Source organism: Massilia atriviolacea (assembly GCF_003953935.1).
Classification (GTDB): Bacteria; Pseudomonadota; Gammaproteobacteria; order Burkholderiales; family Burkholderiaceae_D; genus Telluria_A; species Telluria_A atriviolacea.
In genome coordinates this window covers 130,838-157,742 of record NZ_RXLQ01000015.1, presented here as the reverse complement: position 1 = coordinate 157,742, position 26,905 = coordinate 130,838, and the positions used below count along the sequence as shown (strand labels likewise).

Here is a 26,905-nt window from a genome sequence, read left to right as displayed (position 1 = left end):
CGCGCGCGCGCGGTGCGTGCCGCGCGGGCCGGCGCGCGGCGCCGTTCGACGCTTGCCGGTGCGTGATCGCGGCGCGCCGCGCGCGGCAAATGGGATGCTGCGCGGCGCGCGCGCCGCAGGCGCTTGGCGCGTCGCCCCCGACCGCAGCGCGCGGCGCGAAACGCCAGCGCGCGTTTGGCGCGACGCGCGCGCATCGAGGCCAAAGCGGCGGCGCAGCGAACGGCGAATACGCGAATTTCAAAACGCAGTGCGCGCATGCGGCGCGCGCGCGCGAAAAAAAAAGTAAGCGAAACGCAGTGTGCTGGTTGCGCACTGACAAGGTTTTCGTGTACTTTACGTGATTGAATTTGTCAAAACGTGAACGCGAAGATGCAAGCCGCGCGCGACGACAAAATCATCGATCAAAATGGGACGCTGATTCAAACAGATATGCGCTTAAACTTCTGCAAAAGACAAAGCCGCACTGCCTGATCCGGTTCAGGCATGGCGGCTTTTTCTTTTACGGTTGTGGGCTCTTGATGTGGACAGCGAACCATGAACACCGTATCCGTCGTCTCTGTTTTCAGAAACGACTATAGCTGAAGCGCTGCAAACTTGAGGAGTTGCAGCAGTTCAGCTGGTGCCGAATTCATTAGCATAAACACGAACACGTTTGTGCCGATGAATAATTCGCCTGACCTCCAGTTACGGGTCGGACGGGTTTTAAATCTTGTAGCGTGATTTTTTCCCATCGCAGATGAAGGAGAACCCAAATGGCAACAGCCGCTAAGAAACCCGCAGTAAAGAAACCAGCCGCGAAAGCCGCTGCCGAGAAACCAGCGAAGAAAGTCGCAGCGAAAGCCGTTGCAGCCAAGCCAGCAGCAAAAGCCGCAGCGAAACCTGCAGCCAAGCCGGCAGCGAAAAAGGCCGTCGCCAAAACCGCAGCCAAGCCGGCAGCAAAGCCTGCAGCGAAAAAAGCCGCAGCCAAGCCAGCAGCAAAGCCAGCAGTGAAAAAAGCAGCGGCAAAAACCGCAGCCAAGCCAGCAGCCAAGTCGGCAGCGAAGCCGGTAGCGAAAAAAGCGGCAGCCAAGCCAGTCGCCAAAAAAGCCGCAGCAAAGCCAGTCGCCAAAAAAGCGGCAGCCAAGCCAGCAGCCAAATCGGCCGCCAAGCCGGCAGCCAAGGCAAAAGCCACGGCCAAGCCAGTAGCGAAAAAGGCAGCAGCAAAGCCGGCAGCGAAACCAGCAGCGAAGAAAACCGCAGCGAAATCGTCGGCCAAGCCAGCAGCCAAGTCGGCAGCGAAGCCAGCAGCCAAGTCGGCAGCCAAGTCGGCAGCCAAGTCGGCAGCCAAGCCAGCCGCCAAGCCGGTAGCGAAGAAAGCCGCCGCCAAGCCAGCAGCGAAGAAAGCAGCAGCGAAGCCGGCAGCGACCAAAGCCGCAGCCAAGCCAGCCGCCAAAAAAGCGGCAGCGACGTCGACCGCCAAAAAACCAGCAGTAACTAAAGCAGCAGCAAAGCCAGCAGCGAAAGCAGCAGCAAAGCCAGCAGCAAAAAAGGTGGCGGCTAAGCCAGCAGCAAAAAAGCCGGTTAAGGCTGCGGCGACGCCAGCAGCCAAGCCAGCGGCAGCACCAGCGGCGATTCCTGCCGTTGCAGCAGCCAAGCCGGCCGTAAAGAAAGCAGCCGCCCCTAAAAAGGCAGCGGCACCGAAAGCCGACGCGGCAAAGCCAGCGGCTCCTGCGCCAGCAGCGGCACCGGCGCCAGCGCCAGCGGCGAAAACTGTGTTGGCTCCGGCAGCAGCATGGCCTTTCCCGACCAGCAGCCGTCCGTAACAGCTAGTTGGGCCTGGATCAGGCAAAATACCGCTGTGTGACTCGCTTCACACAGCGGTTTTTTTTTAAGGAGAGCATGTGTACAGTATTGTTCAGTTGATCGTCGACGCCATCGCCACCATTCTCGGTGGGGTCCTGTTGCTGCGTTTCTGGATGCAGGCGATCCGCGTGCGTCCCCCGAGCTCGCTCGGACAATTCATTTACGCCCTGACCGACTGGATGGTGTTGCCGATGCGGCGCGTCATTCCCGGCGTGGGTGGCTACGACTGGGCCAGCCTGGTCGGCGCCTTCCTGGTGGTGGCGCTGGCGACGTCGGTGATCCTGTTCTTCGGCGCCTCGTTCGAGATGGTGGCCCTGATGGCCCTGTACACCTTCCTGACCTGGATCCTGTACGGCTTCATCGGCTCGCTGTTCATCGAAGTCATCCTCAGCTGGGTCAACCCCCAGGCCCCGATGGCGCCCTTCGTGCAGGCCCTCAACGACCCCTTGCTGCGTCCGCTGCGCAAAGTGGTGCCGCCGATCGGCGGGATCGACCTGTCGGTGATGGTGGCGATGATCCTGCTCAAGATCGTGCACATCCTGGTGCAGATGCTGTTCGGCCTGCGATGAGCCGTGCCTGGTGTTCGGCGCTGCCGGGCGCGTTGCGGCTGGCGGTGCAGATCACGCCGAACGCGAAGAAGACCGAAGTGATCGGCGTGCTGGACGACGCGCTCAAGCTCAAGCTGCAGGCGCAGCCGATCGAAGGCAAGGCCAACGAGGCCCTGATCAAATATTTATCGGGAGAACTGGGCGTACCGAAAAGCGCGCTCACGATCACGCACGGCCTGACCAGCAAGCGCAAGCTGATCGAAGTGGCCTCCAGCACCCTGACGCCGGAGCAGGCCGCGCAAATCCTCCTAAAGTAAAACCAGCCATTTCCTACAACCGGGGTCAGAGCTTTAATTAGAAAGATTTCTAATTAAAGCTCTGACCCCGGTTGTAGGAACACATCGGAATTGTGGAGAACGATGCCCTCAGGCTGCAACGGGGCGAAGGCGGGGCCAATTCGAGCATAGGAACTCGAAAGATTTCTAATTAAAGCTCTGACCCCGGTTGGGGGCTTAGTAGCGGTAGCCGAACTCGGCTTCGAACTTGTCGGCGATCTGGGCGGCTGTGACGACGTGGTTCTGGCCGCCCTGGTGGGCGATCTTGATCGCGCCCATCAGGCTTGCCAGGCGGCCTGTGGTAGGCCAGTCGAGGTCGTTGGTGATGCCGAACAGCAGGCCGGCGCGGTAGGCGTCGCCGCAACCGGTCGGGTCGACCACCGCCGCCGCTTGCACGCAGGGAATCTCGTGGCGCTTGCCGCCGGTGTGAATCTCGGACCCTTTTTCGCCGCGCGTGATGATCAGCGCTTCCAGGCGCCCGGCAATCTCGGCCAGGGTCAGGCCCGTGCGGTCCATTAACATCTCGAATTCGTAGTCGTTGGCGGCCACGTAGGTCGCCTGGTTGATGAATTCGAGCAATTCGTCGCCGCTGAACATCGGCAGCTGCTGGCCCGGGTCGAACATGAACGGCACCTTCAGCGCCGCGCAGTCGCGCGCGTGCTTGAGCATGCCGCCGCGGCCGTCCGGCGCGATGATGGCGACGCGCAGCGGTCCCTGGTCGCCGACATTGTTTTCATGCGCGAATTCCATCGCCCCCGGATGGAAGGCATTGATCTGGTTGTTGTCCAGGTCGGCCGTGACGAAGCATTGCGCCGTGTACGAGTGGGTGATCTTGCGGATCGCGCGCGTCTCGATGCCCAGTTTGTCGAAGCGCTCCAGGTACTCGCCGCCATCCTGGCCGATCGCAGCCATGATCAGCGGCTCGCCGCCCAGCATCTTGAGGTTGTAGGCAATGTTGGCCGAGCAGCCGCCGTACTCTGTCCGCAAGGTCGGTACCAGAAAGGAGACGTTGACCTTGTGCAGTTGGTCGGCCAGCAGCGTTTCGCCGAAACGGCCGTTGTATTGCATGATCTTGTCGAACGCGAGCGATCCGCAGATCAGGGTGGTCTTGGTCATTTTGGGGCCTTATGGATAGAAGATGGCGATGCGGTAGCCGGATGCCTTGATCTGTTTTACTTCAAAAGTCAGTTTGATGCCCTGCTCGGAGCGCGCCGTGAAGCCTTTGCCCACGACCGTGCCCTTGGGCAGGTATTCGGCTGGCACGACGACGCGCCGCAGCAGGGTCTTGTCGTTGCCATCGGTCAGCGCCAGTTCCACGTTGGGCCAGGCCTGGGTCAGGTCGCTCTGGTTGCGCAGCAGGGTCGACAAGGTGAAGGCGTTCGAACCCAGCGATTGCAGTTCGCCGGTTTCGATGCTCAGGCTGTCGATCTGGGCCGGCAGCTCGAGCTTGCAGCCGAGCGTGGCGCAGGCCGATACCAGCATCGGTTTGACAGCCGGGAACTTGGCCACCAGGATGTTGCGGAAGGTGGTGACGCCCTGGGCCACCAGCAGGATCGCCAGCACAACAGAGCCGAGCACCAAGGCGATGCGGCGCGCGCCTTGCTTTTCTTCGAGTTCGCGGCTGCGGCGCAGGAAGTCGGGTTCGTCGTGTTCGGGCTCGCTGACCACCGGCGCCGGTGGCGGCGGCGGTGCGGCCGCCGCCGCTTTCGCCGGTTTGTCGCCCGACGACTGGCGCAGCAGCGGCAGCGGTGCATGCTCCAGGTCGCGCACCAGCGGTTCGGTGTTGGGGCCCGCAAAGGCATCACTGCGTACGTGGTCGTCCGTTTCTTCCGCGTAGGAAAGGACCATCACGGTGTGGCCCGGCTCGTCATACCCGTGTTCGATCACCAGCGGCTCGAAGCGCGCCGGTTTGCTGACGCTCCGCTTGGCGCGTGCCGGCTTTTCTACAGCAGGCTCGACGTGGACAGGGTCGACCTGCGCTCCCAGAACGTCGGCTGGCTCGGCCTGGACGGGTTCGTCGAACACCGGTTCGACCGCCGGCGGCAGGAAGGGATCCGGTTCGGCTGCGGTCGGCTCGACCTGCACCGGCTCGTCGAATACCGGCTCGACTGCCGGCGGCAGGAAGGGATCCGGTTCGGCTGCGGTCGGCTCGACCTGCACCGGCTCGTCGAATACCGGCTCGACTGCCGGCGGCAGGAAGGGATCCGGTTCGGCTGCGGTCGGCTCGACCTGCACCGGCTCGTCGAATACCGGCTCGACTGCCGGCGGCAGGAAGGGATCCGGTTCGGCTGCGGTCGGCGCGACCCGGACCGGCTCGTCGAACACAGGCTCGATCAGCGGCGGCAGGAATGGATCCGGTTCGGCTGCGGTCGGCGCGACCCCGACCGGCTCGTCGAACACCGGCTCGACCAACGGCGGCAGGAATTCGTCCGGCTCGGCAACGGCCGGTTCGACCCGGACCGCCTCGTCGAACACCGGCGCCAGGGACTCAGCGGGCTCGGCGCCTGCCGGCTCGATCGACATCGGCTCCGAAGGTAGGTCGGATGGGGCCGGTTCGACCAACATCGGTTCGGCAAAGGCCGGCTCGGAGAAACGCGGCTCCACAAACGCCGGTTCCACAAACGCCGGTTCCGCAAACGCCGGCTCCACAAACGCCGGCTCCTCGCGCTCCGGTTCGAAGAGCACCGGCTCGATGCGCGCGTCCGGATCGCGTACCGGGGCAGCCGGGTAGTTCAGGTCGAGCAGCGGCTCGTTGAAGCTCAGTTCGCCAAAGTCCGACTCGAATGCGTCTTCAGGCGGTGCAATGGCGACGATTTCTTCATCGACCGGCATGTCGATCGGAAATGGCGCAATTGCCGCATCGGGCGTCGTGTCGCCGTCGGCGCCGATATCGATGGTCGGCCACGGCGTCTTGGACTTGCCGCGCCAGACCGCGGGTTGGGGTTCTGGCTCGACGTAGGGCGCCGCGTACGGCTCGTCATACATGTCCTCGGGCTCGACAAAAGTCGCGATCGAGAGCGGGATGAACGGTTTTGTGCGCGGCGGCGCCGGCTCGGGCTCGTGTTCTTGAACAGGCTCGGCTTGCGCGACAGGAGCCGGTTCCGGTTCCGGTTCCGGCTCCGGCGCGGCCGTCAACGCCGGCTCGGGCTCGGGCGCCGGCACAGGAGCAATTGGTTCCGGAGCAGCTTGCGGAGCTGGCGCCGGTTGCTGCCTCAGCCACACCGGAACGAAGGAAGTGTCCATCTGCAAGGTCGACACCGGGCCGGTGGCCGCCGCGCCGGCCGCCGCAGCGCCGGCTGCCGGTGCGCCCACAGGCACATTCGGCGCCGCAGCGGCAGCAGGCGATTCAGCAGGGGAGGGAACGACAGGCGGCAGCGCGTCGAGTTCGACCAGGGCCGCGTTGCCGTCGAAAATTTCATTGCAGGCGCCGCAGCGCACTATGCCCCCACGTAACTTCAACTGGTCGGAAGCGACCCGGAAAGTCGTGCTGCAATGGGGGCAACGAGTGGCGAGCGCCATGCCTTTATTGACCGCGCGGGGTAGGTGGAACGTTGCTGCCCAGCTGGCCGTGCAGTGCCACCCAGCCATCCTGCTCAGCCCACACGCCGAGCGTGATGAACGGGGCGTACGCCTCGGCCACTTCCTCGGCCTGGCGCGCGAGCACGCCCGACAACACCAGCGAACCACCCGGGGCGACCCGGCCGGCCAGCATCGGCGCCATCAGTTTCAATGGGCTCGACAGGATGTTGGCCACGACCGTGTCGAACTTGCCGGTGGCGTGATGCGGCTTGGCCGAGGCGGCAAAGCTGTCCGGCAGGTAGTAATCGATCTCGCACTGGTTGCGCGCCGCATTGTCGCGCGCCGATTCGATCGCTTGCGGATCGATATCGACACCGGCCACGTCGCCCGCGCCCATTTTCTTGGCCACCATGGCCAGGATGCCGGAGCCGCAGCCGTAGTCGAGCACGGTCTTGCCGGGGGCCGGATGCGCCTCCAGCCATTCCATGCACAGGCGCGTGGTCGGGTGGCTGCCGGTGCCGAACGCCAGGCCCGGATCGAGTTCGAGGATCAGGGCGTCCGGATCCGGCGCTTCGTGCCAGCTCGGAACGACCCAGATGTTCTTGCCGATATGAATAGGCGCGAACTGCGATTGGGTCAGGCGCACCCAGTCTTCGTCGGCCACGGCGCGCGTGGTAAACGACGGTGTGGTGTCGATGCCAATCGCGGCGGCCGCTTCGGCCACGATGGCGGCCTGGTCGGCGTCGACGTCGGTCAGGGCCACCACGCGGCTGTGATCCCAGGCCGCTTCGGCCGGTTCCATGCCGGGTTCGCCGAACAGCGGCTTTTCCTGGTCGGTGCCTTCGTCGGCGTCTTCCACCGACACCGACAGGGCGCCCGCTTCCATCAGCGCGTCGGACAGGGCTTCGGCGTGTTCGCGTGCAATTTCAATGACAACTTCAGTCCAACTCATGCGTCTGCCTTCGTTTCCGATTTGTTAGGGCTGGTCGGGCCTCTCGGCAGATCCGGCTTGTCGGCCAGTTTTTGCTCGAGGTAGTGAATATTGGTGCCGCCTTCGATAAAGCGCGCATCGATCATCAGTTCGCGATGCAGCGGAATATTCGTCAGGATACCCTCAACTACCATTTCCGACAGCGCAATTTGCATGCGGCGGATGGCTTGCTCGCGGGTGGCGCCGTACGCGATGACCTTGCCGATCATCGAATCGTAGTGCGGCGGCACATAATAACCGGCGTAGGCATGCGAATCGACGCGGATGCCAGGGCCGCCCGGCGTATGCCAGGAGACGATGCGTCCCGGCGACGGGGTGAACTTGAACGGGTCTTCGGCATTGATGCGGCATTCGACGGCGTGGCCCGACAGCATGATGTCGCGCTGGCGGAAACGCAGTTTTTCGCCGCAGGCGATGCGGATCTGTTCTTGCACGATGTCGATGCCGGTAATCATTTCGGTGACCGGGTGTTCGACCTGCACGCGCGTGTTCATTTCGATGAAATAGAACTCGCCGTTTTCGTACAGGAATTCGAAGGTGCCGGCGCCGCGATAGCCGATCTTGCGGCAGGCTTCGGCGCAGCGGTCGCCGATCTTTTCGATCAGTTTGCGCGGGATGCCCGGCGCCGGCGCTTCTTCGATGACTTTCTGGTGGCGGCGCTGCATCGAGCAGTCGCGCTCGCCCAGCCAGACGGCGTTCTTGTGTTCGTCGGCGAGGATCTGGATTTCCACGTGGCGCGGATTTTCCAGATACTTCTCCATATACACTTCCGGATTGCCGAAAGCGGTACCGGCTTCGGTCTTGGTCATCGCCACGGCGTTGAGCAAGGCCGCTTCGGTGTGGACCACGCGCATGCCGCGTCCGCCGCCGCCGCCGGCCGCCTTGATGATGACCGGATAGCCCACGCGGCGCGCGGTCTGGATGATTTCTTTCGGGTCGTCCGGCAGCGCGCCGTCCGAGCCCGGCACGCAGGGCACGCCGGCGCGGATCATGGCTTGCTTGGCCGAGACCTTGTCGCCCATCAGGCGGATCGAGTCGGAACGGGGGCCGATGAAGACGAAGCCGGATTTTTCGACGCGTTCGGCGAAGTCGGCGTTTTCGGACAGGAAGCCGTAGCCGGGGTGGATCGCTTCGGCGTCGGTGACTTCGGCCGCGCTGATGATCGCCGGCATGTTCAGGTAGCTCAGGGACGATGGCGCCGGTCCGATACACACCGATTCATCGGCCAACTTCACGTACTTGGCGTCTTTGTCGGCTTCGGAGTGGACCACCACGGTCTTGATGCCCATCTCGCGGCAGGCGCGCTGGATACGTAGCGCGATCTCTCCACGATTGGCAATGAGAATTTTTTCAAACATAGTGGTCGATCAGCCAATCACAAACAGCGGTTGGCCGAACTCGACAGGCTGGCCGTTCTCGACCAGGATCTTGGTCACGACACCGGAGACGTCGGAGTCGATTTCGTTGAGCAGCTTCATCGCTTCGATGATGCACAGGGTCTCGCCTTCCTTGATGTTCGAGCCGACATCGACGTAGGCCGGCGAGCCGGGGGCCGAGGAACGGTAGAAGGTGCCGACCATCGGCGACTTGACGATGTGGCCGGTCGGTTCGGCCGGCACGGCGACCGGAGCGGCCACCGGTGCGGCGGCAGGGACCGGGGCGGGGCCGCCGGCATAGTGCTGCTGCATGCCTTGCGGCTGCATCATGACCATCTGATTCTGCGGGATTGCGGATGACTTGACGATGCGGACCTTGCTCTCGCCTTCGGTGACTTCGAGTTCAGCGATGTCCGACTCGGCAACGAGGTCGATCAAGGTCTTGAGTTTTCGTAAATCCATGTGAAACCCCTTGGAATTGTTTGTGTTTTAAGAGTATGCGGCGTGCTCATGATATAAGCATAACCGCGCATAATGCTTGAAGATGCCGGTAGATTAACGCTTTTTAAGCGCAAAGTCGATGGCAAAGCGATATCCATCAATGCCGAGCCCGCAAATGGTGCCCTGCGCAATGGCGGACAGAAAAGAATGATGGCGGAATGCTTCGCGCTGGTGGACGTTCGAGATATGCACCTCCACGAAGGGGATGGCGACCCCGGCCAGCGCATCGCGCAAGGCCACGCTGGTATGCGTCAGCCCGCCCGGATTGATGACGATCATGTCCACGCCGTCGCCGCGGGCGCCATGGATGGCATCGATCAGGGCCCCTTCATGATTACTCTGGAAGCAAGATATCGTGGCGCCCGCCGCAGCAGCCTGGGCTGTCGCAGCGTTCTCGATGTCGGCTAATGTTGCCTTGCCGTACACCTCAGGCTCCCGTGTCCCCAGCAGATTCAGGTTGGGGCCGTTGAGCAGAAGGAGCTTTTTTGCCATGGTTGAAGGGTCGTTATTGCGCGAAAGTCCCGCATTTTGCCGCCAACTGCGGGCATTGGCAAGCGAAAAAAATTGCTAAAAGTTACTGACTGGTGCATTCCGTACCGTAAAGCACGGTATCGACAAGGATTTGTGCCTCAGGACTTGAGCGCGGCGAGGTCGGCCTTGAGCTCGTCGAACTTGATGCGCCCCAGATAGGTTTTCTTGACCTGCCCATCGGCGCCGATCAGCACGGTGTAGGGCAGGCCGCCGGCCGTGTTGCCGAACTTGCGCGACAAATCGGTGCCGCTGATGCCGGCCACGTAAATCGGGTAGGTGATCTGGAATTTGGTGGCGAATTGGGCGATGTTCGATGGCGAATCGATACCGATGCCGATGACGTTGATGTTCTTGGCGCTGTGTTCGCGGGCCACTTCGGCCAGTTCCGGCATTTCTTCCACACATGGCGGGCACCACGGCGCCCAGAAATTCACCACCAGCGGCTTGCCTTTCCATTGCGAAAGCGCCTGCGGTGCGCCGGCGGCATTGTTCATGGTCTCGGCAAACAGGGCCTCGACCGGGGTGGCCTGGCCGGCCGCCGGCTGCGTGGCGGGCGCGGCGGTGGAAGCGATGACCGGGTCCTGCTTGGTGCGGGTGCCGACATACGCGCCCAGGGCGCCGGCCAGCACGGCGATGCCGGCAAAGGTGAAGAGGGTGTGTTTGTTCATGTCGGGTCCTGGGGGGAAGTCGTGGTTGTCATGATGCTGCGCAGGGTGGCCGCGTCGGCGCGCTGCGGACGGCCGTCGGCGCGCGGCTTGAGGGCGCCGCGCAGGTCGTGCTTTTCGTACAGTTCGGCGTGCACGCCTTCGCCATGCCACAAAAAGCTGACCGTCTCGACCGGGTCGAAGCGCGCGCCCTTGAAGTGCGGCGTTTCGGAAATGTCGAGCGTGACGTTGCGGTTCAGAAGGTAGATCTGCACTTCCTTGGCGCTGTCGGCGAACAGTTGCAGTTCGATGTCGTCGTGCTCGCCGGCGGTGCCGTTCAGGACCGCGCCGGTGATGTAGGGCGAAAATTCGGCCAGCGCATCCATCACCTGCAGGGCGGCAGTGCGCAGCGCGAGCAGGCGCGCCGGCTGGGTGTCGGCCAGGAACAGGGCCTGGTAGTCGCGCACGGCGTCTTCGATCTGCGCGTTGTCGGGCAGCAGGTTGGCGCTATCGGCGCGCTCGCCCAGCACCTGCAGCGCGGCCTTGCGCTTGGCGCCGGCGTAGTCGGCGCCGTCCTGGGCGATCATGCGCGCGGCGACGGCGGCGATTTCCGCGCGCAGCAGGGAGAGCTCGTCAATCGGGGTAGGCATCATGAGCGAGATGATACTCTGGAACGGAAAATCTCATTGGGTCGGGTAAAATCGCGTATTCATTCATTTGGTCACACCCCCGACACCATGCATATTCACATCCTCGGCATTTGCGGCACCTTCATGGGCGGCCTCGCGGTCCTGGCGAAAGAAGCCGGCCACAAGGTGACCGGCTGCGATGCCAACGTCTATCCGCCGATGAGCACCCAGCTCGAAGCCCAGGGCATCGAGCTGATCCAGGGCTTCAGCCCGGACCAGGTCAAGCTCAATCCCGATCTGTATGTGATCGGCAATGTGGTGGCGCGCGGCAATCCGCTGGTCGAGGAAATCCTGAATCGCAGCCTGCCGTTCATGTCCGGGCCGCAATGGATCGGCGAACATATTTTGCATGACAAGTGGGTCCTGGCCGTGGCCGGCACCCACGGCAAGACCACCACCTCGGCCATGCTGGCCTGGATCCTGGAAGACGCCGGTTACTCGCCGGGCTTCCTGATCGGCGGCGTGCCGATGAACTTCGGCATCTCGGCGCGCCTGGCCGGCAGCGAGCCGTCCGGCTATTTCGTGATCGAAGCGGACGAGTACGACACCGCCTTCTTCGACAAGCGCAGCAAGTTCGTCCATTACCGCGCCAAGACCGCCGTGATGAACAACCTGGAATACGATCATGCCGACATCTTCCCCGATATCGGCGCCATCGAGACCCAGTTCCACCACTTGGTGCGCACCGTGCCCGGCGTCGGCCGCCTGATCGTCAATGGCGACGAAGCATCGCTGGGCCGCGTGCTCAAGCGCGGCTGCTGGAGCGAGAAAGAATTGTTCGGCGCCAGCGACGGGGTCGACTGGACCATGACGGAACACGCCGGCGGCGATTTCGACGTGCTGTTCAAGGGCGCGGTGGTGGCCACCGTGGCCTGGGGCCTGACCGGCAAGCACAACCGGCTCAATGCGCTGGCCGCGATCGCCGCGGCGCGCCATGTGGGCGTGCCGGTGGCGCAGGCGGCCGCATCGCTGGCCCGTTTCGAGAGCGTCAAGCGGCGCATGGAAGTGCGCGGCGTGGTGCGCGACATCACCGTGTACGACGATTTTGCCCACCATCCGACCGCGATTGCGACCACCGTCAACGGCTTGCGCCAGCGCATTGGCTACCAGCGCGGCAGCGCCGACAAGGCCCAGGGCCGCATCCTGGCCGTGCTGGAACCGCGTTCGAACACCATGAAGCTCGGCTCGATGAAAGACGCCTTGCCGGGCAGCCTGCGCGAAGCCGACCTGGTGTTCGGCTTCGGCAGCCAGCAAGCGCTCGGCTGGAGCCTGGCCGACGCCCTCGCTCCCCTCGGCGCCATCGCCCACAGCTTCGACCAGATCGATTTCCTGGTCAAGGCCGTGGTCGACGCGGCCCAGCCGGGCGACCATATCCTGGTGATGAGCAACGGCGGCTTCGGCGGCGTGCATCAGAAACTGCTTGAGGCGCTGGCGCAATGATTCTTTACCTGCACGGTTTCCGTTCCTCGCCGCGGTCCTTCAAGGCGCGCGTGGTGGGCGAAAAGATGGCGGCGCTGGGACGCGCGTCCGAGCTGGTCTGCCCGCAACTGCCGGCCTCGCCGAAGGAAGCGATGGCGCTCGCCCTGAGCCTGGTGGAGCGGTACGAGGCCAGCGAACTGGCCATCATCGGCTCCTCGCTGGGCGGTTACTACGCCACCTGGCTGGCCGAGCGCATCGGCTGCCGCGCGGTGCTGCTCAATCCGGCGGTGTATCCCCTGAAAGACCTCGACAAGCATGTCGGTGTCACGACCGAGTATCATTCCGACAAAGTTTTCGAATTCAAGCGCGAATACATCGATGAACTGGGCGCGCTGGCGGTGCCGGCGATTACCCGTCCGGAGCGCTATTTCCTGCTCGCGGCCAGCGGCGACGAAGTGCTCGACTACCGCGACATGACAGCCCATTACGCCGGTGCGCGCCAGCATGTGATCGACGGCAGCGACCACGCCATCGCCGAATTCGGGCAGTACGTGGACGAGGTCCTGGCGTTTTGCCTGGACGGCGCCGCGGGCCGGGTGCGGTGAGGGGCGCGTCGCTGCGCCAGGCCTTGTGGCATCCGCATGTGAACCGGCTCGGCGCGCCGCCGGCCTTGCGCGACTGGCTCACCGGCGGCGGTTCGCTGACGGCGCGGCTGGTGGCGCACAGCACGGCATTTCGCGTGCAGCGCCTGCACCAGCGCCGCGCGATGTGCCTGGCGGACGAGGCGGGCGTGCTGGGCCTGCGGCGCGCGGTCCAGGTGCTGGAGCGCGAAGTGTTGCTGCGCTGCGACGGCGTGCCGGTGGTGTTCGCGCACACGGTGGTGCCGCTGTCGGCCACGGCCAGCGACTGGCCGCTGTTCGGCGGGCTGGGCGAACGCTCGCTCGGCAGCACCCTGTTTTACGACCCGCAAGTACGACGCGGCGAACTGGAATTTGCGCGCATCCGCGCCGGCCATCCTTTGATGCAACGCGCGCGCGCGGCGCTCGGCGTGGAGGGCGACACGGTGTTCTTTGCGCGGCGCTGCCTGTATCGCCGCCACCGGGGCAGCTTGCTGGTGACCGAGGTGTTCCTGCCCCCGGTGCTGGCGCTGAACGAGCAAGTAAATATATCAAGTAAAAATACAAGTAAAAATACAAGTAAAAATACAAAGTAAAGACGAAGCATTCACATGAATCTATTTTTTGAAGAATCCGGCGATTTCAAGGTCGGTACCGTGTTGTCGCAAGCGGGCGAGGCTTACCAGGTCGAAATGCCAAGCGGCAAGCGCACCAAGGTCAAGGTCAAGGACGTGCTCTTGCAGTACGAAAAGCCGTCCCCGCAAGACTTGCTGGACGCGGCCAAGGCGGTTGCCGCCGACGTCGATTTCGAGTTCCTGTGGGAAGTCGCCGGCCAGGACGAGTTCGGATTCGCCGAGCTGGGCGCCGAGTATTTCGGCCACACCCCGCTGCCGTCCGAGGCGGCCGGCCTGATCCTGGCGCTGCACGGCGCGCCGATCTACTTCTATAAGAAGGGGCGCGGGCGCTACAAGGCGGCGCCGGAGGCGGCGCTGCGCGCGGCCCAGGCCGGCATCGAGAAAAAGAAACAGCAGGGCCTGATCCAGGCCGGCTATGTGGACGAGCTCAAGGCCAACAGGCTGCCGGAATCCATGCGTCAACTGGTGCAGCAATTGTTGTTCAAGCCGGACAAGAACAGCATCGAATTCAAGGCGCTCGACGCCGCCTGCAACGAACTGCACACCACGCCGCAGCGCCTGATGCTGGCCGCCGGCGGCATCGGTTCGCCCAAGGAATTGCACATGGCGCGCTTCCTGTTCGAGAATTTTCCGCGCGGCGCGGGTTTCCCGGCCGTTGCGGTCCCCGCCATCCCGGCCAGCCTGCCGGTTGCCGCCGTGGCCGCGTTCTCGATCGACGACGTCACCACCACCGAGATCGACGATGCCTTCTCGGTCGTGACCCTGGCCGATGGGATGGTGCAGGTCGGCATCCACATCGCCGCGCCGGGCCTGGGCATCCGCCCGGACGACGCCATCGACAAGATCGCGCGCACGCGCATGTCGACCGTGTACATGCCTGGCGACAAAATCACCATGCTGCCGGACGAACTGGTGGCCGCGTTCACCCTGGCCGAAGGCAAGACCTGCCCGGCGGTGTCGCTGTACGCCACCATCGACCCGGCCGACTGGAGCGTGAAGTCGACAGTCACCCGCGCCGAGCTGGTGCCGATCAAGAGCAATCTGCGCAACAACGACCTGGACGAGGTGGTCAGCGAAGAAGCGCTGGCCGCCGGCTCCGGCGCGTATCCGCACAAGGCCGAGCTGGCCGTGCTGTGGCAGTGGGCGCTCACCCTGGAAGCGGCGCGCATGGTCAAGCGCGAAGCGTTCGGCCTGAAACCCGAGCAGAACAACCGGGTCGATTTCAACTTCTACGTCGAGGACGATGTGGTGACGGTGCTGCGCCGCAAGCGCGGCGCGCCGCTGGACAAGATCGTGGCCGAGTTGATGATCTTCGCCAACAGCACCTGGGGCAAGCTGATGCACGACTCGGGCGTGCCCGGTATTTACCGTTCGCAAGGTGCCGGCAGCGGCGCCGGCTGGGCCGCCAAGATGCAGGTGCGCATGGTCACCCATGCCGCGCCGCACCAGGGCCTCGGCGTGGACCAGTACGCTTGGAGCACCTCGCCGCTGCGCCGCTACACCGACCTGGTCAACCAGTGGCAGATCCTGGCCTGCGCCGAACACGGCGTGACGGCCCCGCTGGTGGCCCCGTTCAAGCCGCGCGACGCCAATCTGTTCGCCATCGTCTCCGCCTTCGACGCCGCGTATGCCGCCTACAACGACCACCAGCAGAATATGGAGCGCTACTGGTGCCTGCGCTGGCTCGGCCAGCAGGAGCAGCGCCAGGTCGAGGCGGTCGTGCTCAAGGATGAAGTGTTGCGTCTGGCCGACATTCCGCTGATCATTCGCCTGCCCGGCATGCCGCAGGTGGCGCGCGGGGCCCAGGTCAAGCTCGACATCCTGCGTTGGGACGAACTCGACCTGACCATCGAAGCGCGCCTGCTGGAGCTGCCGGCCAGCACCGAGATCGCCGCCGATGCCGACCTCGACTACGAAGAAGAGGAAGCGGCCGAGGCCGCCGCCCCGGCGGATACGGGCGAGGCGGCAGCGACCGAAGCGGTGGAAGCCGAAGGATCGGTCACCGTCGTGACCAGCGAACCGGCGGCCGGCTAAGCTTGTCAGCCGGCGGCCGCCCAACGTTGTCAGCATCGCCACGGCGGCCATTAGAATGTAGAATGGCCGTTCCCTGATTCAACAGATTCTTCCCCGGTATCGTGTGAAGCACTTGCAAAATTTAAGCTCCCTGTCCATTGCCGTGGCCGTTTCGGTCACGGTGCACGCGGCCCTGCTGGCGGTCCGTTTCGTCGCGCCCGACGCGCTCAACCTGACCCCGACCGATCCCGGCCTCGAAGTCATCCTGGTCAACGCCAAGCACGCCAGCAAGCCATTGAAGGCGGACGCGCTGGCCCAGGCCAACCTCGATGGCGGCGGCAATGCCGACGCCGGGCGCGCCGCCTCGCCGCTGCCCGACATGCGCAAGGACGAGACCGGCGAAAGCGTCAAATCGACCCTGCGCCGCATCACCGAGCTGGAGCAGATGCAGCAGAACCTGCTGACCAAGGCCAACGAGTCGAACCTGAACGCGGCGCCGGTGCGCGAGAAGGACCGGCCCGAGCCGGACAGCGACGGCACCGACCTGATCGAGAGCACCAAGCCGCTCGCGCGCCAGAAGGCCGAGATCGCCCAGCGCATCGAAGACCAGAACAAGCGTCCGCGCAAGACCTTCTTCACGCCGAGCACGCAGCAGGTCGGCTACGCCGAATACTACAAAACGACGCAGAAGAAGATCGAAGACATCGGTACGCTGAACTTTCCCCAGCGCGATGGCAAGAAACTGTACGGCGAGCTGATCGTGTATATCCCGATTTTCCAGGACGGCACCATTTACACCAAGGAAGGCGGCGTGCGCATCGAAAAGAGTTCGGGCAATCCCGCGCTCGACAAGGCGGCGCTGGCCATCGTGCGGCGCGCCGCGCCGTTCAACAAATTCCCGAAAAACATGCGTTCCAACGACCGCGACGACTTGTGGATCATGATCACCAGCTTCAAGTTCACGCGCGAAGACAAACTCGAAGCCGAACTGCGCGGCCAGAAGCAATGAGCGAGCGTTACTGCGTCATCGGCAATCCGATTGCCCATAGCAAATCGCCCGAGATCCATGCCGCCTTTGCCCGGCAGACCGGGCAAGACATGCTCTACGAGCGCTGCCTGGCGCCGCTCGATGGGTTCGAGGCCAGCGTGCGCGCCCTGGTGGCGGCCGGCTATGGCGGCGCCAACGTCACCGTGCCCTTCAAGCTGCAGGCGGCCGACCTGGCCGACCGCCTGACCGAACGCGCGCGCGCCGCCGGCGCCGTCAATACCCTGATGTTCAACAGCAGCGGCGGCATCATCGGCGACAACACCGATGGCGCCGGGCTGGTGGGCGACATCACGCGCAATGCCGGCGTGAGCCTGGAAGGCAAGCGCGTCCTGCTGCTGGGCGCGGGCGGGGCCGCGCGCGGCGCCGTGCTGCCGCTGCTGGCGGCCCTGCCGGCCGAGCTGACGATTGCCAACCGCACCCTGGCCACGGCCGACGCCCTGGTCGAGCGCTTCACCTCCCAGCTGGCGCAGGACCAGCGCCTGGCCGCCTGCGCCTTCGACGACATTGCCGGCCAGTACGACGTGGTCGTCAACGCCACCTCGGCCAGCCTGGCCGACGCCATGCCGCCGGTCCCGGCCGGCGCCTTCGGCCCCGGCACGCTGGCGTTGGACATGATGTACGGCAAGGCCCCGACCCGCTTCATGCAGTTTGCCGCAAGCTGCGGCGCGGCCACGCGCGACGGGCTCGGCATGCTGGTCGAGCAAGCCGCCGAAGCCTTTTTGCTGTGGCGCGGCGCGCGTCCCGACACGGCCGAGATCCTGGACCGCCTGCGCCTGGCCGTATGAGCAAGGCCGCCAAGCCAGCCAAGGGGGGCGGCGCGCGCCGGCGCTGGATCAAGTGGCTGTTCCTCGGCCCCTTGCTGATCTTCCTCGCGGTCCAGCTGTATTTCTTCCTGATGGTGTGCTGGTACGCCCAGTTCAATCCGTCGAGCACCAACATGATGGACGACCAGCTGGCGCTGATGCGCGAAAAGAAGCCCAGGGCCGTGCTGCAGCATCAGTGGGTGCCCTACGAGCGCATTTCCGAGAACCTGAAACGGGCCGTGATCGCCTCGGAAGACGCGAATTTTTCCGAGCATGACGGGGTCGACTGGGAAGCGCTGCAAAAGGCCTATGAACGCAACAACCGGCGCCACAAGGTGGTCGGCGGCGGCTCCACCATTACCCAGCAACTGGCCAAGAACCTGTTCCTGACCGGCTCGCGCAGCTACCTGCGCAAGGGCCAGGAGCTGATCATCGCCTTCATGCTCGAAACGGTGATGAGCAAGCAGCGCATCCTGGAAATCTACCTGAACGTGGCCGAATTCGGGCGCGGCATCTTCGGCGCCGAAGCGGCCGCGCGCTATTATTACCGCACCACGGCGGCCAACCTGGGCGTGGCCCAGGCCGCCAAGCTGGCCGTGATGCTGCCCAATCCGCGCTATTACGACAAGCACCGCAGCTCGAGCTACCTGGCGCGCCGCACCACGCTGATCGTCAATCGCATGAGTTCGGCCGACCTGCCTTGATGCTTTGGCCTGATTCCTTGTCCCGATCCTTTGTCCTGATTCCTTGTCCCGATCCTTTGTTCCGATCCCTTGTCCCGATCCCTTGCCCCGATCCCTTGCCATGATCCCTGAACGGAAACCCGCCATGCGCTATCGTCGTCCACCTGCCGCCTTCCAGCGCGGCGCCATCTCCCTGTTCTGGGTCGCGATCGGCTCGGTGGCGGTGGCCGGCATCGCCATGGCCGCCCTGTTTTCCATGCGCTACGAGCGCAATCTGTTCGCCGAAGGCACCGCCAGGCTCGGCAAGACGGTCAAGGCCAGCGGGGCCGGCAAGGCGATCGACGCCGCCGGCGATGCGGTCGGCGCCGCCTCCGGCAAGGGCGACGGCCGCATGCGCAAGTGCGTGATCGATGGCAAGACTGTTATTTCGAACACCGATTGCAAGGCCGACAACCGCACCAGCAAGCTCATCGAGATCCACGACACCAAGGGCATCGAGGCACCCAAGAAGCCGGTGCCGGAGAAGGCCGCGCCGGGCTCGGACCCGATGCTCGACAAAATGATCGAAAAACAGCTGCGCTGAGGCGATTTACGTGTTTCGGGGTGGCCGGACTCAGGCCTAACGGGTACACTTGCGCTGTTTTGAATCCGGCCGAGAAAGCGCATGATCAACGTATTTGTCCTACAAAATGGCCGACTCAATCAGGTACCGATCGAGTCGCGGGCGGATCTCGAAAACGTGGCGCCGGTGTGGGTCGACCTGACCGACCCGACCGACGACGAGCGGGCCTGGGTCAAGACAATCTACGGCGTGATCTTGCCGGGCGAAGACGAAGTCAAGGATATCGAAGCCTCGGCCCGCTATTACGAAGCGGAAAACGGCGACCTGCATCTGCGCACCGATTTCCTGCTGGAAGAAGACGACGGCCCCTCGCGCGTGGTCACGGTCGCCTTCATTCTTGCGCGCAAGATGCTGTTTTCGGTGCACACCGACGACTTGCCGGTGTTCCGCCTGGTGCGCATGCGCGCGCGCTCGCGGCCGGGATCGATTGCCGATTACATGGACGTGCTGCTCGACCTGTACGCCACCGACGCCGAGTATTCGGCCGATGCGCTGGAAGGCATTTACCAGCACCTGGAAGAAGTCAGCGGGCTGGTGCTGCAGAAAGAATTCACCGATAAGGACGCGGCCGACGCGCTGAACGCGATTGCGCGCGAGGAAGATTTGAACGGGCGCATCCGGCGCAACATGATGGATACGCGGCGCGCCGTAAGTTTCCTGATGCGCGGGCGCTTGCTCAATGCGGAGCAGTTCGAGGAAGCGCGCCAGATCCTGCGCGACATCGAATCGCTGGACGGCCACACCTCCTTCCTGTTCGACAAGATCAACTTCCTGATGGACGCCACGGTCGGTTTCATCAACATTAACCAGAACAAGATCATCAAGATCTTCTCGGTGGCCTCGGTGGCCTTCCTGCCGCCGACCCTGATCGCCAGTATTTACGGGATGAACTTCAAGGCCTTCCCGGAGCTGGAGTGGCAGTACGGCTACCCGCTGGCCCTGACCCTGATGCTGGTGTCGATGATTTCGCCGGTGTGGGTGTTCCTGCGCAGGGGTTGGTTGAAGTAGAGGTTTCCCGCACAGGCGCTAGCGCCGGCGCCGTCGTTCCCGCGAAGGCGGGAACCCAAGTTTCTCGGCATCGGCACGAACCTGGGGTTCCCGCCTTCGCGGGAACGACGCGGCTCAGGCGAGCGGCCTGCAAGGTCTGATCAAGCCAGCACCCGGCGCGCCGCCGCGATGGTCTCTTCGATCACCGCATCGTCATGCTGGGCCGACACGAACCCCGCCTCGAACGCGGCCGGCGCGAAGTACACGCCTTCGTCCAGCATCGCGTGGAACCATCTCCGTCGTTCCCGCGAAGGCGGGAACCCAAGTTTGTCGGCATCGGCACGAACCTGGGGTTCCCGCCTTCGCGGGAACGACGCGGCTCAGGCGAGCGGCCTGCAAGGTCTGATCAAGCCAGCACCCGGCGCGCCGCCGCGATGGTCTCTTCGATCACCGCATCGTCATGCTGGGCCGACACGAACCCCGCCTCGAACGCGGCCGGCGCGAAGTACACGCCTTCGTCCAGCATCGCGTGGAACCATCTCCGTCGTTCCCGCGAAGGCGGGAACCCAAGTTTGTCGGCATCGGCACGAACCTGGGGTTCCCGCCTTCGCGGGAACGACGCGGCTCAGGCGAGCGGCCTGCAAGGTCTGATCAAGCCAGCTTGGCAAACACCCGGCGCGCGGCCGCTATGGTCTCCTCGATCACCGCATCGTCATGCTGGGCCGACACGAACCCCGCCTCGAACGCGGCCGGCGCGAAGTACACGCCTTCGTCCAGCATCGCGTGGAACCATCTCCGTCGTTCCCGCGAAGGCGGGAACCCAAGTTTGTCGGCATCGGCACGAACCTGGGGTTCCCGCCTTCGCGGGAACGACGCGGCTCAGGCGAGCGGCCTGCAAGGTCTGATCAAGCCAGCTTGGCAAACACCCGGCGCGCGGCCGCTATGGTCTCCTCGATCACCGCATCGTCATGCTGGGCCGACACGAACCCCGCCTCGAACGCGGCCGGCGCGAAGTACACGCCTTCGTCCAGCATGGCGTGGAAGAATGCATTGAAGCGCGTCTTGTCGCCCGCCATCATCTCGGCATAGCTGCCCGGCACTTCTTCGCTGAAGTAAATCCCGAACATCCCGCCCACCGCATCGGCGCAGAAGGTCACGCCGGCCTCCCTGGCCGCCTGCGCCAGCCCGGCCGCCAGCTTGGCGGTCTGCGCCGTCAGCTTCTCGTAGAAACCCGGCTCCTGGATCAGGCGCAAGGTGGTCATGCCGGCCGCCACCGCCACCGGATTGCCCGACAGCGTACCGGCCTGGTACACCGCCCCGATCGGCGCCATGTTCTGCATCAGCTCGGCACGGCCGCCGAAGGCCGCCACCGGCATCCCGCCGCCGATGACCTTGCCCAGCGCGGTCAGGTCCGGCACGATGTCGTACAGTTCCTGCGCCCCGCCCAGGCCGACGCGGAAGCCGCACATGACTTCGTCGAAAATCAGGATCGCGCCGTGCCGCGTGCACAGATCGCGCATGGCGCGCAGGAACTCCGGCGTGGCCTTGATCAGGTTCATATTGCCGGCCACCGGCTCCACGATCACGCAGGCGATGGTGTCGCCCATGGAGGCGAACGCATCTTCCAGCTGCGCCACATTGTTATAGTCGAGCACCAGGGTGTGCTTGACGAAGTCTTCCGGCACGCCGGCCGAGGTCGGGTTGCCGAAGGTCAGCAAACCGCTGCCGGCCTTGACCAGCAGCGAGTCGGCGTGGCCGTGGTAGCAGCCTTCGAACTTGACGATCTTGTCGCGCCCGGTGGCGCCGCGCGCCAGGCGCAGCGCGCTCATGGTCGCTTCGGTGCCGGACGATACCAGCCGCACCTGCTCGATCGAGGGCACCAGGCGGCAGATTTCTTCGGCCATCAGGATTTCGCCTTCGGTCGGGGCGCCGAACGACAGGCCGCGCGCGGCCGCGTCCTGCACCGCTTTCACCACGTCCGGATGGGCGTGGCCGACGATGGCCGGCCCCCACGAACCGATGTAGTCGATGTAGCGCTTGCCGTCGGCGTCCCAGAAGTAGGGGCCTTCGGCGCGGGTGATGAAGCGCGGCGTGCCGCCCACCGATTTGAAGGCGCGCACCGGCGAATTGACGCCGCCCGGGGTGGATTTCTGGGCGCGCGCGAACAGCGTGTTATTCAGGGAGTCTTGGTTCATGGCTTGCTCGATAAGGGAATGGGGTGGGCGAAAAATTTGTTGGGCACCAGCTTGCCCATGCCGAAGCGCTGCGCGTTGGCCAGCGCGCCGACGGTGAATTCCTGGGCCGCCTGGATGGCCTCGACGGCGTCGCCCTCGCCGAAGCGGCGCGCCATCAGCGCGGCCAGCGCGCCCGACAAGGTGCTGCCGGCGCCCACGAAGGGGCCCGGCAAATGCTGCCAGTTGAAGGTGCCGACCACGCCGTTCTCGTCGAACAGGGTGTTCGACAGCTGCGCCCCGGCGCCCGTGCCGCTCGAGCCGGTGCACTTGACCAGCACGTACTGGCAGCCCATGCCGGTCAGCTCGGCCACGTCTTCCTTGAGCATGTCGGCGCCGCCTTCGCGCCAGGTTTCGGCCATGCGCGCCAGCTCGACCTGGGTGAGCAGCAGCACGGTGGCCTGCGGCACCAGGATCTGGCGGATCGCGCCGAGCATGTCGTCGTCGGCCAGGCCCGAGTCGGGCAGGCTCGATAAAAACGGGTCGAGGATCAGCGGCACGTCCGGATAGTCGGAGACGATTTCGGCGATCGCCGAGGCTTGCTCGATGCTGCTGATTGCGCCGACCTTGAAGGCGGCCACCGGCATGTCTTCGAGCACCACGCGGGCCTGGTCGCAGACCCAGTCGGCGTCGACTTCCTGCAGGTCTTCGACGCGCGCGGTGTCGGCAATGAGGATGCCGGTCATGACCGACAGGCCGTGGCAGCCGAGGGCCGAAAAACACGCCAGGTCGGCCTGGATGCCGATGGCGCCGATGGGATCGGACACGCCGAACGTTAAGATCAGTGGAGAAGTTTGGATTTGCACGGCCGGTAGATTAAGATGCCTGATTCGGCATTTTACTAGATAGAAGGGTAGTCCAACGTGAGCAGCAACGAATCGACCGGCGCAGCAGGCGCCGCTTTCCAGACCTGGATGTGCCTGATCTGCGGCTGGGTCTACGACGAGGCAGCCGGCCTGCCCGAAGAAGGCATCGCCCCCGGTACCCGCTGGGCCGATGTGCCCATGAATTGGACTTGCCCCGAGTGCGGCGCCCGTAAAGATGACTTCGAAATGACAGTTATCTGATTAGCATGAGGCTTATTGCCGACACATGTTGACTAGCCGCAACATTAAGGGGACAAAAGGGTTGCCCTATGATATCGTTCATGCTCATGCTGAGTGAAACTGAAAATGACGACATTGCCGCAACCGAACGTACTGAAAATCATGGTGATCGACGACAGCAGCACGATTCGTCGCTCGGCCGAGATTTTCCTCACCCAGGCAGGCTATCAGGTGGTGCTGGCCGAAGACGGCTTCGATGCCCTGGCCAAGATTAACGACCATCATCCGTCGCTGATTTTCTGCGACATCCTGATGCCGCGCCTCGATGGTTACCAGACTTGCGCGCTGATCAAGCGCAGTGCGCGTTTCCACGCCACCCCGGTACTGATGCTGTCATCGAAAGATGGCTTGTTCGACCGGGCGCGCGGCCTGATGGTCGGCTCCTCCGCCTACCTGACCAAACCCTTTAGCAAAGACAGTCTGCTTAGCGCAGTGCGCGAGCATACTGCCGACACCGTTTCAAAATAATTACTGGAGCCTCCCGTGGCCATACAAAAAATCCTGATCGTCGACGATTCCCCGACCGAGCGTTACTACCTGACCGACATCCTGGTCAAAGCCGGCTTCACCGTGACCACCGCCGAAAACGGCGAGGAAGCGCTGCTCAAGATCAAGGACGACAAACCTGAACTGATCCTGATGGACGTGGTCATGCCTGGCGCGAACGGCTTCCAGGTCACCCGCACCATCGCGCGCGACCCGGACCTGGGCGACGTGCCCATCATCATCTGCAGCAGCAAGAACCAGGAAACCGACCGTGTCTGGGGCCTGCGCCAGGGCGCGCGCGACTACATGGTCAAGCCGGTCGATGCCGAACTGCTGTTGGCGAAGATCGCCGCTCTCGGCGGCGCATAAATCGTGAGCGACGTCGATTTCGCCCCAGCCGTTTCCACGCCCACCGATGGCGTCGGCCGCCGCACCCGCTTGCGCCAGTACCAGGTGCAGCTGCTCGAACGCATGCAGGCTGCCCGTACCAACAGCGGCGCGCGCGTCAACCAGCTGGGAGTGCTGATCGGCGCCGAGCGCTTCCTGCTCGACCTCACCCAGGCCGGCGAAATCGTGCCGGTGCCGCCGGTCACGGTGGTGCCGCTGACGCAGCCGTGGTACCTGGGCCTGGCCAATATCCGGGGCAATCTGGTTGGCCTGATCGATTTCGCGCGCTTCCAGGGAGGCTCGGAAACCGTGGCCGGCCCGGACAGCCGCATCGTCACCCTGGCCAACCACCTGGGCTTTAACTGCGGCCTGCTGGTGGCCCGGGTGTACGGCTTGCGCCACGCCGGCGACATGGAAGTGGTCGGCGACAGATTACGCGATACCGACGCAAACGAATGGATCCCGCTCGACCTGGCGGCCCTCGTTACCGATGCGCGGTTTTTGCACGTTGGATTTTAAGCCGCAGTCATAAGTGGCCATACCTTAAGAAACTGGGAGCTGGAATGGGATTTGCATGGAAGAGTACCCCAAAGGGTGAGCCGGTACCGGATACGGAATTCGGTCCCGACCTGGAGGCTGCGGCCTTGAACAAGGCCGATGCGCCTGCTGGCGCGGAAAACGTGATCGACGACAGCCATCGCGCCGAACTCGATCAGCACGACGAGCTGCGCCTGGCCAACATCATGGGCCGCAAGCGACGCGACGACGATGACGACGGCGATGTCGAAGCGCGCCTGCCGTTCATCGGCCACCTGTCCCTGCCGCGCCAGCTGCGCATCCTGCTGATGGTGTTCGTGGCCGGTATCCTGGTCACCGTGATTGCGCTGTGGCGCAACGCGGCCAGTAGCTCCGACGCATCGGCCCAGACGCAGATCGCATCGGACGCCCTGATGCACTCCCAGCGTATCGGTAAAGCGGCGCCGAACGCGATCCAGGGTAACCCGGAAGCGTTCGTGCAGCTCGAACAGAGCCGCGCCCAGCTCAATGCCGACCTGACCGCGCTCCAGCGCGGCGGCAAGATCGGCGGCGTCGAACTGCCGACGCCACCGGCCAGCATGAACCGCCTGATCGCCGCGGCGAAAACCAAGTGGGTCAGCACCGACAATGCGGCAGGCACGATTCTGCGCATGAAGCCGGAACTGACCGGTTTCGAAAAGACCCTGCGCCAGCTCGACATCCTCTCGCCAGAGCTGTTGACGATGACCGAAGAGCTGCTCAACGAAAAAGTCCAGCGCGGCGGTACGCCACGCGAACTGGCGGCGATCGGCCGCCTGATGATGCTGACCCAGCGCCTCTCGCGCAGCGCCAGCGAATTCCTGACCTCCGGCGGTATCCGTCCTGAAACCGCGTTCCAGCTGGGCCGCGACACCACGACCTTCCGTACCACGGTCGAAGGCTTCCTGAACGGGAACGAGACGATGCAGCTGTCCGCGACCAAGGATGCGGAACTGCGCGTCAAGCTCGAGCTGATCAAATCGAAATTCGACACCTACCAGAAACTGGTGGCCTCGATCCTCGACAACCTGCCGAAATTCACGGCCGCCAAAGGCGCCGAACAGTCGATCTTCTACGAGAACGAAGAAGTCAAATCGCTGCTGACCAAGGTGCAGGTCGGCTTCCGTACCGAGCAGGATTCGAACAACGCCTGGTTCTGGGTGATGGCCCTGTCCACCCTGTTCACCCTGGCCGTCGGCGTCAGTATCGCCCGCGTCATGCTGCAAGATTCGCGTACCCGGGCCCGCGGCGCCGATGTGCGTCGCCAGGAAGCGGAAACGATGCGCCAGCTGGCGCAGTCGAAGGAAGAAGAAGCGAAAGCGACCAACGACCAGAACCAGGCCGCTATTTTGCGCCTGATGAACGAACTGCAGGAAGTGGCGGACGGCGACTTGACCGTGCACGCAACGGTGTCGGAAGACATTACCGGCGCGATTGCCGACTCGGTTAACTACACGGTGGAAGAGCTGCGCGGGCTGGTGGAACGCGTCACGACGACGGCCGAGCAGGTGACCTCGGCATCGACCAACGCACAGAATATTTCGACCGACCTGCTGGCGGCGACCGAGCAGCAGTCGCGCGAGATCCAGGAAGCGTCCGAGACGGTTCTGAAAATGGCGAACGAAATTACCGACGTATCGAAGTCGGCGAACGAATCGGCAGAGGTTGCGCGCCAGTCGGTTGCGGCGGCATTGCAAGGTTCGACGGCGGTGGAAAACTCGATCAAGGGCATGCACGAGATCCGCGAGCAGATCCAGGAAACCTCGAAACGAATCAAGCGCCTGGGCGAATCGTCCCAGGAGATTGGCGAGATCACGGAACTGATTTCCGACATTACCGAACAGACCAACGTGCTGGCGCTGAACGCGGCGATTCAGGCGGCATCGGCCGGCGAAGCGGGTCGCGGCTTCTCGGTGGTTGCGGAAGAGGTTCAGCGACTGGCGGAACGTTCGGCGGAAGCGGCAAAACAGATCGGCGCGCTGGTGCGTACCATTCAGACCGATACCCACGACGCGGTGGCCGCTATGGAAAAATCGACGCAGGGTGTGGTCGAGGGAGCCAGGCTGTCCGATGCTGCGGGTGCCGCACTGTCCGACATTTCGCGCGTTTCGAACCGCCTTGCGGAACTGATTCAGGGAATTTCCTTCGCAACCGAGCTGCAGGCGACATCGGCGAACGATGTGGCGCACAACATTCAGCACATCCTGTCGGTGACCGAAAACACCCAGGACGGTACCCAGCAAACCGCCCAATCGATTCGCCAGCTGTCGCTGCTGGCGCAGGAACTGAAAAACTCGGTATCGCGCTTCCGCGTGGTGGCTTGAGAACCCGGTTGAT

The 26,905-nt window shown here is 64.0% G+C and carries 29 protein-coding genes and 3 pseudogenes; 18 read left to right on the top strand and 14 right to left on the bottom strand.

Annotated features, from left to right (window positions below):
* On the top strand, window positions 1-341 hold a 341-nt coding region (locus EJB06_RS32045; protein ID WP_164558028.1), incomplete at its 5' end, for a hypothetical protein.
* A 290-nt stretch (window positions 342-631) separates the two neighbouring features.
* On the opposite strand, the gene EJB06_RS32040 is transcribed toward EJB06_RS32045, so the two are convergent.
* Window positions 632-1,633 carry a hypothetical protein gene (locus EJB06_RS32040; protein WP_164558027.1) on the bottom strand — a complete coding sequence of 334 codons (1,002 nt, stop codon included), beginning with the start codon at window positions 1,631-1,633 and terminating at the stop codon, window positions 632-634.
* Between the two features lie 247 nt (window positions 1,634-1,880).
* Between EJB06_RS32040 and EJB06_RS24545 the strand changes: the two genes are divergently transcribed.
* Complete coding sequence (locus tag EJB06_RS24545) at window positions 1,881-2,411, top strand: YggT family protein (RefSeq protein WP_229427264.1); 531 nt, start codon at window positions 1,881-1,883, stop codon at window positions 2,409-2,411.
* Window positions 2,408-2,707 carry a DUF167 domain-containing protein gene (locus EJB06_RS24540; protein ID WP_126076645.1) on the top strand — a complete coding sequence of 100 codons (300 nt, stop codon included), beginning with the start codon at window positions 2,408-2,410 and terminating at the stop codon, window positions 2,705-2,707. Before EJB06_RS24545 ends, EJB06_RS24540 begins: the two co-directional genes overlap by 4 nt.
* A gap of 195 nt (window positions 2,708-2,902) precedes the next feature.
* Here EJB06_RS24540 and EJB06_RS24535 read toward each other — a convergent pair whose 3' ends face one another.
* Together EJB06_RS24535 and EJB06_RS33135 are read right to left on the bottom strand one after the other, a co-directional pair.
* The gene (locus tag EJB06_RS24535) at window positions 2,903-3,841 is read right to left on the bottom strand and encodes a carbohydrate kinase family protein (RefSeq protein WP_126076644.1); all 939 of its coding nucleotides are present in this window, start codon (window positions 3,839-3,841) and stop codon (window positions 2,903-2,905) included.
* A 9-nt stretch (window positions 3,842-3,850) separates the two neighbouring features.
* Window positions 3,851-4,141 (bottom strand): annotated as a pseudogene (locus EJB06_RS33135) (DUF3426 domain-containing protein); the annotation flags it as partial.
* Window positions 4,142-4,577: 436 nt separating this feature from the next.
* Between EJB06_RS33135 and EJB06_RS33130 the strand changes: the two are divergent.
* Window positions 4,578-5,456 carry a serine-rich family protein gene (locus tag EJB06_RS33130; protein WP_370660152.1) on the top strand — a complete coding sequence of 293 codons (879 nt, stop codon included), beginning with the start codon at window positions 4,578-4,580 and terminating at the stop codon, window positions 5,454-5,456.
* Window positions 5,457-6,142: 686 nt separating this feature from the next.
* Here the strand turns inward: EJB06_RS33130 and EJB06_RS33125 are convergent.
* The 7 genes and pseudogenes from EJB06_RS33125 to EJB06_RS24500 all read right to left on the bottom strand — a co-directional run.
* Window positions 6,143-6,244, bottom strand: a pseudogene (locus EJB06_RS33125) (zinc-ribbon domain-containing protein); the annotation flags it as partial.
* A 4-nt stretch (window positions 6,245-6,248) separates the two neighbouring features.
* Window positions 6,249-7,196, bottom strand: coding sequence for a 50S ribosomal protein L11 methyltransferase (gene prmA, locus EJB06_RS24525; RefSeq protein ID WP_126076642.1), 948 nt, complete (start codon window positions 7,194-7,196; stop codon window positions 6,249-6,251).
* A complete protein-coding gene (accC, locus tag EJB06_RS24520; protein ID WP_126076641.1) occupies window positions 7,193-8,593 on the bottom strand; it encodes an acetyl-CoA carboxylase biotin carboxylase subunit in 1,401 nt (466 codons plus the stop codon). The genes prmA and accC overlap by 4 nt, the downstream gene beginning before the upstream one ends.
* A gap of 9 nt (window positions 8,594-8,602) precedes the next feature.
* Window positions 8,603-9,073: an acetyl-CoA carboxylase biotin carboxyl carrier protein gene (gene accB, locus EJB06_RS24515; protein WP_126076640.1), complete on the bottom strand. Its 471-nt coding sequence runs from the start codon at window positions 9,071-9,073 to the stop codon at window positions 8,603-8,605.
* Between the two features lie 93 nt (window positions 9,074-9,166).
* Complete coding sequence (aroQ, locus tag EJB06_RS24510; RefSeq protein ID WP_126076639.1) at window positions 9,167-9,604, bottom strand: type II 3-dehydroquinate dehydratase; 438 nt, start codon at window positions 9,602-9,604, stop codon at window positions 9,167-9,169.
* Window positions 9,605-9,741: 137 nt separating this feature from the next.
* Entirely contained in the window at window positions 9,742-10,311 is a 570-nt protein-coding gene (locus tag EJB06_RS24505; RefSeq protein WP_126076638.1) for a TlpA family protein disulfide reductase, read from the bottom strand.
* Window positions 10,308-10,940, bottom strand: a complete 633-nt coding sequence (locus tag EJB06_RS24500) for a hypothetical protein (RefSeq protein ID WP_126076637.1) — start codon at window positions 10,938-10,940, stop codon at window positions 10,308-10,310. The genes EJB06_RS24505 and EJB06_RS24500 overlap by 4 nt, the downstream gene beginning before the upstream one ends.
* 84 nt (window positions 10,941-11,024) lie before the next feature.
* Between EJB06_RS24500 and mpl the strand changes: the two genes are divergently transcribed.
* The 9 genes from mpl to corA all read left to right on the top strand — a co-directional run bounded on the left by mpl (window position 11,025) and on the right by corA (window position 19,824).
* Complete coding sequence (gene mpl, locus EJB06_RS24495; protein ID WP_126076636.1) at window positions 11,025-12,416, top strand: UDP-N-acetylmuramate:L-alanyl-gamma-D-glutamyl-meso-diaminopimelate ligase; 1,392 nt, start codon at window positions 11,025-11,027, stop codon at window positions 12,414-12,416.
* Window positions 12,413-13,000, top strand: a complete 588-nt coding sequence (locus tag EJB06_RS24490; RefSeq protein ID WP_126076635.1) for a YqiA/YcfP family alpha/beta fold hydrolase — start codon at window positions 12,413-12,415, stop codon at window positions 12,998-13,000. Before mpl ends, EJB06_RS24490 begins: the two co-directional genes overlap by 4 nt.
* Entirely contained in the window at window positions 12,997-13,608 is a 612-nt protein-coding gene (locus EJB06_RS24485) for a chorismate--pyruvate lyase family protein (protein ID WP_126076634.1), read from the top strand. Before EJB06_RS24490 ends, EJB06_RS24485 begins: the two co-directional genes overlap by 4 nt.
* 15 nt (window positions 13,609-13,623) lie before the next feature.
* Window positions 13,624-15,681 carry a ribonuclease catalytic domain-containing protein gene (locus EJB06_RS24480; RefSeq protein WP_126076633.1) on the top strand — a complete coding sequence of 686 codons (2,058 nt, stop codon included), beginning with the start codon at window positions 13,624-13,626 and terminating at the stop codon, window positions 15,679-15,681.
* 103 nt (window positions 15,682-15,784) lie between these two features.
* Window positions 15,785-16,669 carry an energy transducer TonB gene (locus EJB06_RS24475; protein WP_126076632.1) on the top strand — a complete coding sequence of 295 codons (885 nt, stop codon included), beginning with the start codon at window positions 15,785-15,787 and terminating at the stop codon, window positions 16,667-16,669.
* Window positions 16,666-17,493 (top strand): shikimate dehydrogenase, encoded by an 828-nt coding sequence (aroE, locus tag EJB06_RS24470; protein WP_126076631.1) that lies wholly within the window; start codon window positions 16,666-16,668, stop codon window positions 17,491-17,493. Before EJB06_RS24475 ends, aroE begins: the two co-directional genes overlap by 4 nt.
* A complete protein-coding gene (gene mtgA, locus EJB06_RS24465) occupies window positions 17,490-18,215 on the top strand; it encodes a monofunctional biosynthetic peptidoglycan transglycosylase (RefSeq protein WP_126076630.1) in 726 nt (241 codons plus the stop codon). Before aroE ends, mtgA begins: the two co-directional genes overlap by 4 nt.
* Before the next feature lie 124 nt (window positions 18,216-18,339).
* Entirely contained in the window at window positions 18,340-18,777 is a 438-nt protein-coding gene (locus tag EJB06_RS24460) for a DUF4124 domain-containing protein (protein ID WP_126076629.1), read from the top strand.
* An 81-nt stretch (window positions 18,778-18,858) separates the two neighbouring features.
* Window positions 18,859-19,824 (top strand): magnesium/cobalt transporter CorA, encoded by a 966-nt coding sequence (gene corA / locus EJB06_RS24455; RefSeq protein ID WP_126076628.1) that lies wholly within the window; start codon window positions 18,859-18,861, stop codon window positions 19,822-19,824.
* A gap of 385 nt (window positions 19,825-20,209) precedes the next feature.
* Here the strand turns inward: corA and EJB06_RS24445 are convergent.
* The 4 genes and pseudogenes from EJB06_RS24445 to thiD all read right to left on the bottom strand — a co-directional run.
* A pseudogene (locus EJB06_RS24445) lies at window positions 20,210-20,344 on the bottom strand (glutamate-1-semialdehyde 2,1-aminomutase); the annotation flags it as partial.
* Window positions 20,345-20,454: 110 nt separating this feature from the next.
* Window positions 20,455-20,583 (bottom strand): hypothetical protein, encoded by a 129-nt coding sequence (locus tag EJB06_RS24440; protein WP_370660151.1) that lies wholly within the window; start codon window positions 20,581-20,583, stop codon window positions 20,455-20,457.
* A 125-nt stretch (window positions 20,584-20,708) separates the two neighbouring features.
* Entirely contained in the window at window positions 20,709-21,998 is a 1,290-nt protein-coding gene (gene hemL / locus EJB06_RS24435) for a glutamate-1-semialdehyde 2,1-aminomutase (RefSeq protein WP_126076627.1), read from the bottom strand.
* Window positions 21,995-22,840 (bottom strand): bifunctional hydroxymethylpyrimidine kinase/phosphomethylpyrimidine kinase, encoded by an 846-nt coding sequence (gene thiD, locus EJB06_RS24430; RefSeq protein WP_126076626.1) that lies wholly within the window; start codon window positions 22,838-22,840, stop codon window positions 21,995-21,997. The genes hemL and thiD overlap by 4 nt, the downstream gene beginning before the upstream one ends.
* A gap of 108 nt (window positions 22,841-22,948) precedes the next feature.
* Here thiD and EJB06_RS24425 point away from each other — a divergent pair, with 108 nt between their 5' ends.
* From EJB06_RS24425 to EJB06_RS24405, 5 genes are all read left to right on the top strand, one after another.
* Window positions 22,949-23,101, top strand: coding sequence for a rubredoxin (locus tag EJB06_RS24425; RefSeq protein ID WP_126076659.1), 153 nt, complete (start codon window positions 22,949-22,951; stop codon window positions 23,099-23,101).
* Between the two features lie 105 nt (window positions 23,102-23,206).
* Window positions 23,207-23,608 carry a response regulator gene (locus tag EJB06_RS24420; RefSeq protein ID WP_126076625.1) on the top strand — a complete coding sequence of 134 codons (402 nt, stop codon included), beginning with the start codon at window positions 23,207-23,209 and terminating at the stop codon, window positions 23,606-23,608.
* Between the two features lie 15 nt (window positions 23,609-23,623).
* Window positions 23,624-23,995: a response regulator transcription factor gene (locus EJB06_RS24415; RefSeq protein WP_126076624.1), complete on the top strand. Its 372-nt coding sequence runs from the start codon at window positions 23,624-23,626 to the stop codon at window positions 23,993-23,995.
* Window positions 23,996-23,998: 3 nt separating this feature from the next.
* Complete coding sequence (locus tag EJB06_RS24410; RefSeq protein WP_229427263.1) at window positions 23,999-24,532, top strand: chemotaxis protein CheW; 534 nt, start codon at window positions 23,999-24,001, stop codon at window positions 24,530-24,532.
* Between the two features lie 44 nt (window positions 24,533-24,576).
* A complete protein-coding gene (locus tag EJB06_RS24405) occupies window positions 24,577-26,892 on the top strand; it encodes a methyl-accepting chemotaxis protein (protein WP_229427262.1) in 2,316 nt (771 codons plus the stop codon).
* Window positions 26,893-26,905: the final 13 nt, after the last annotated feature.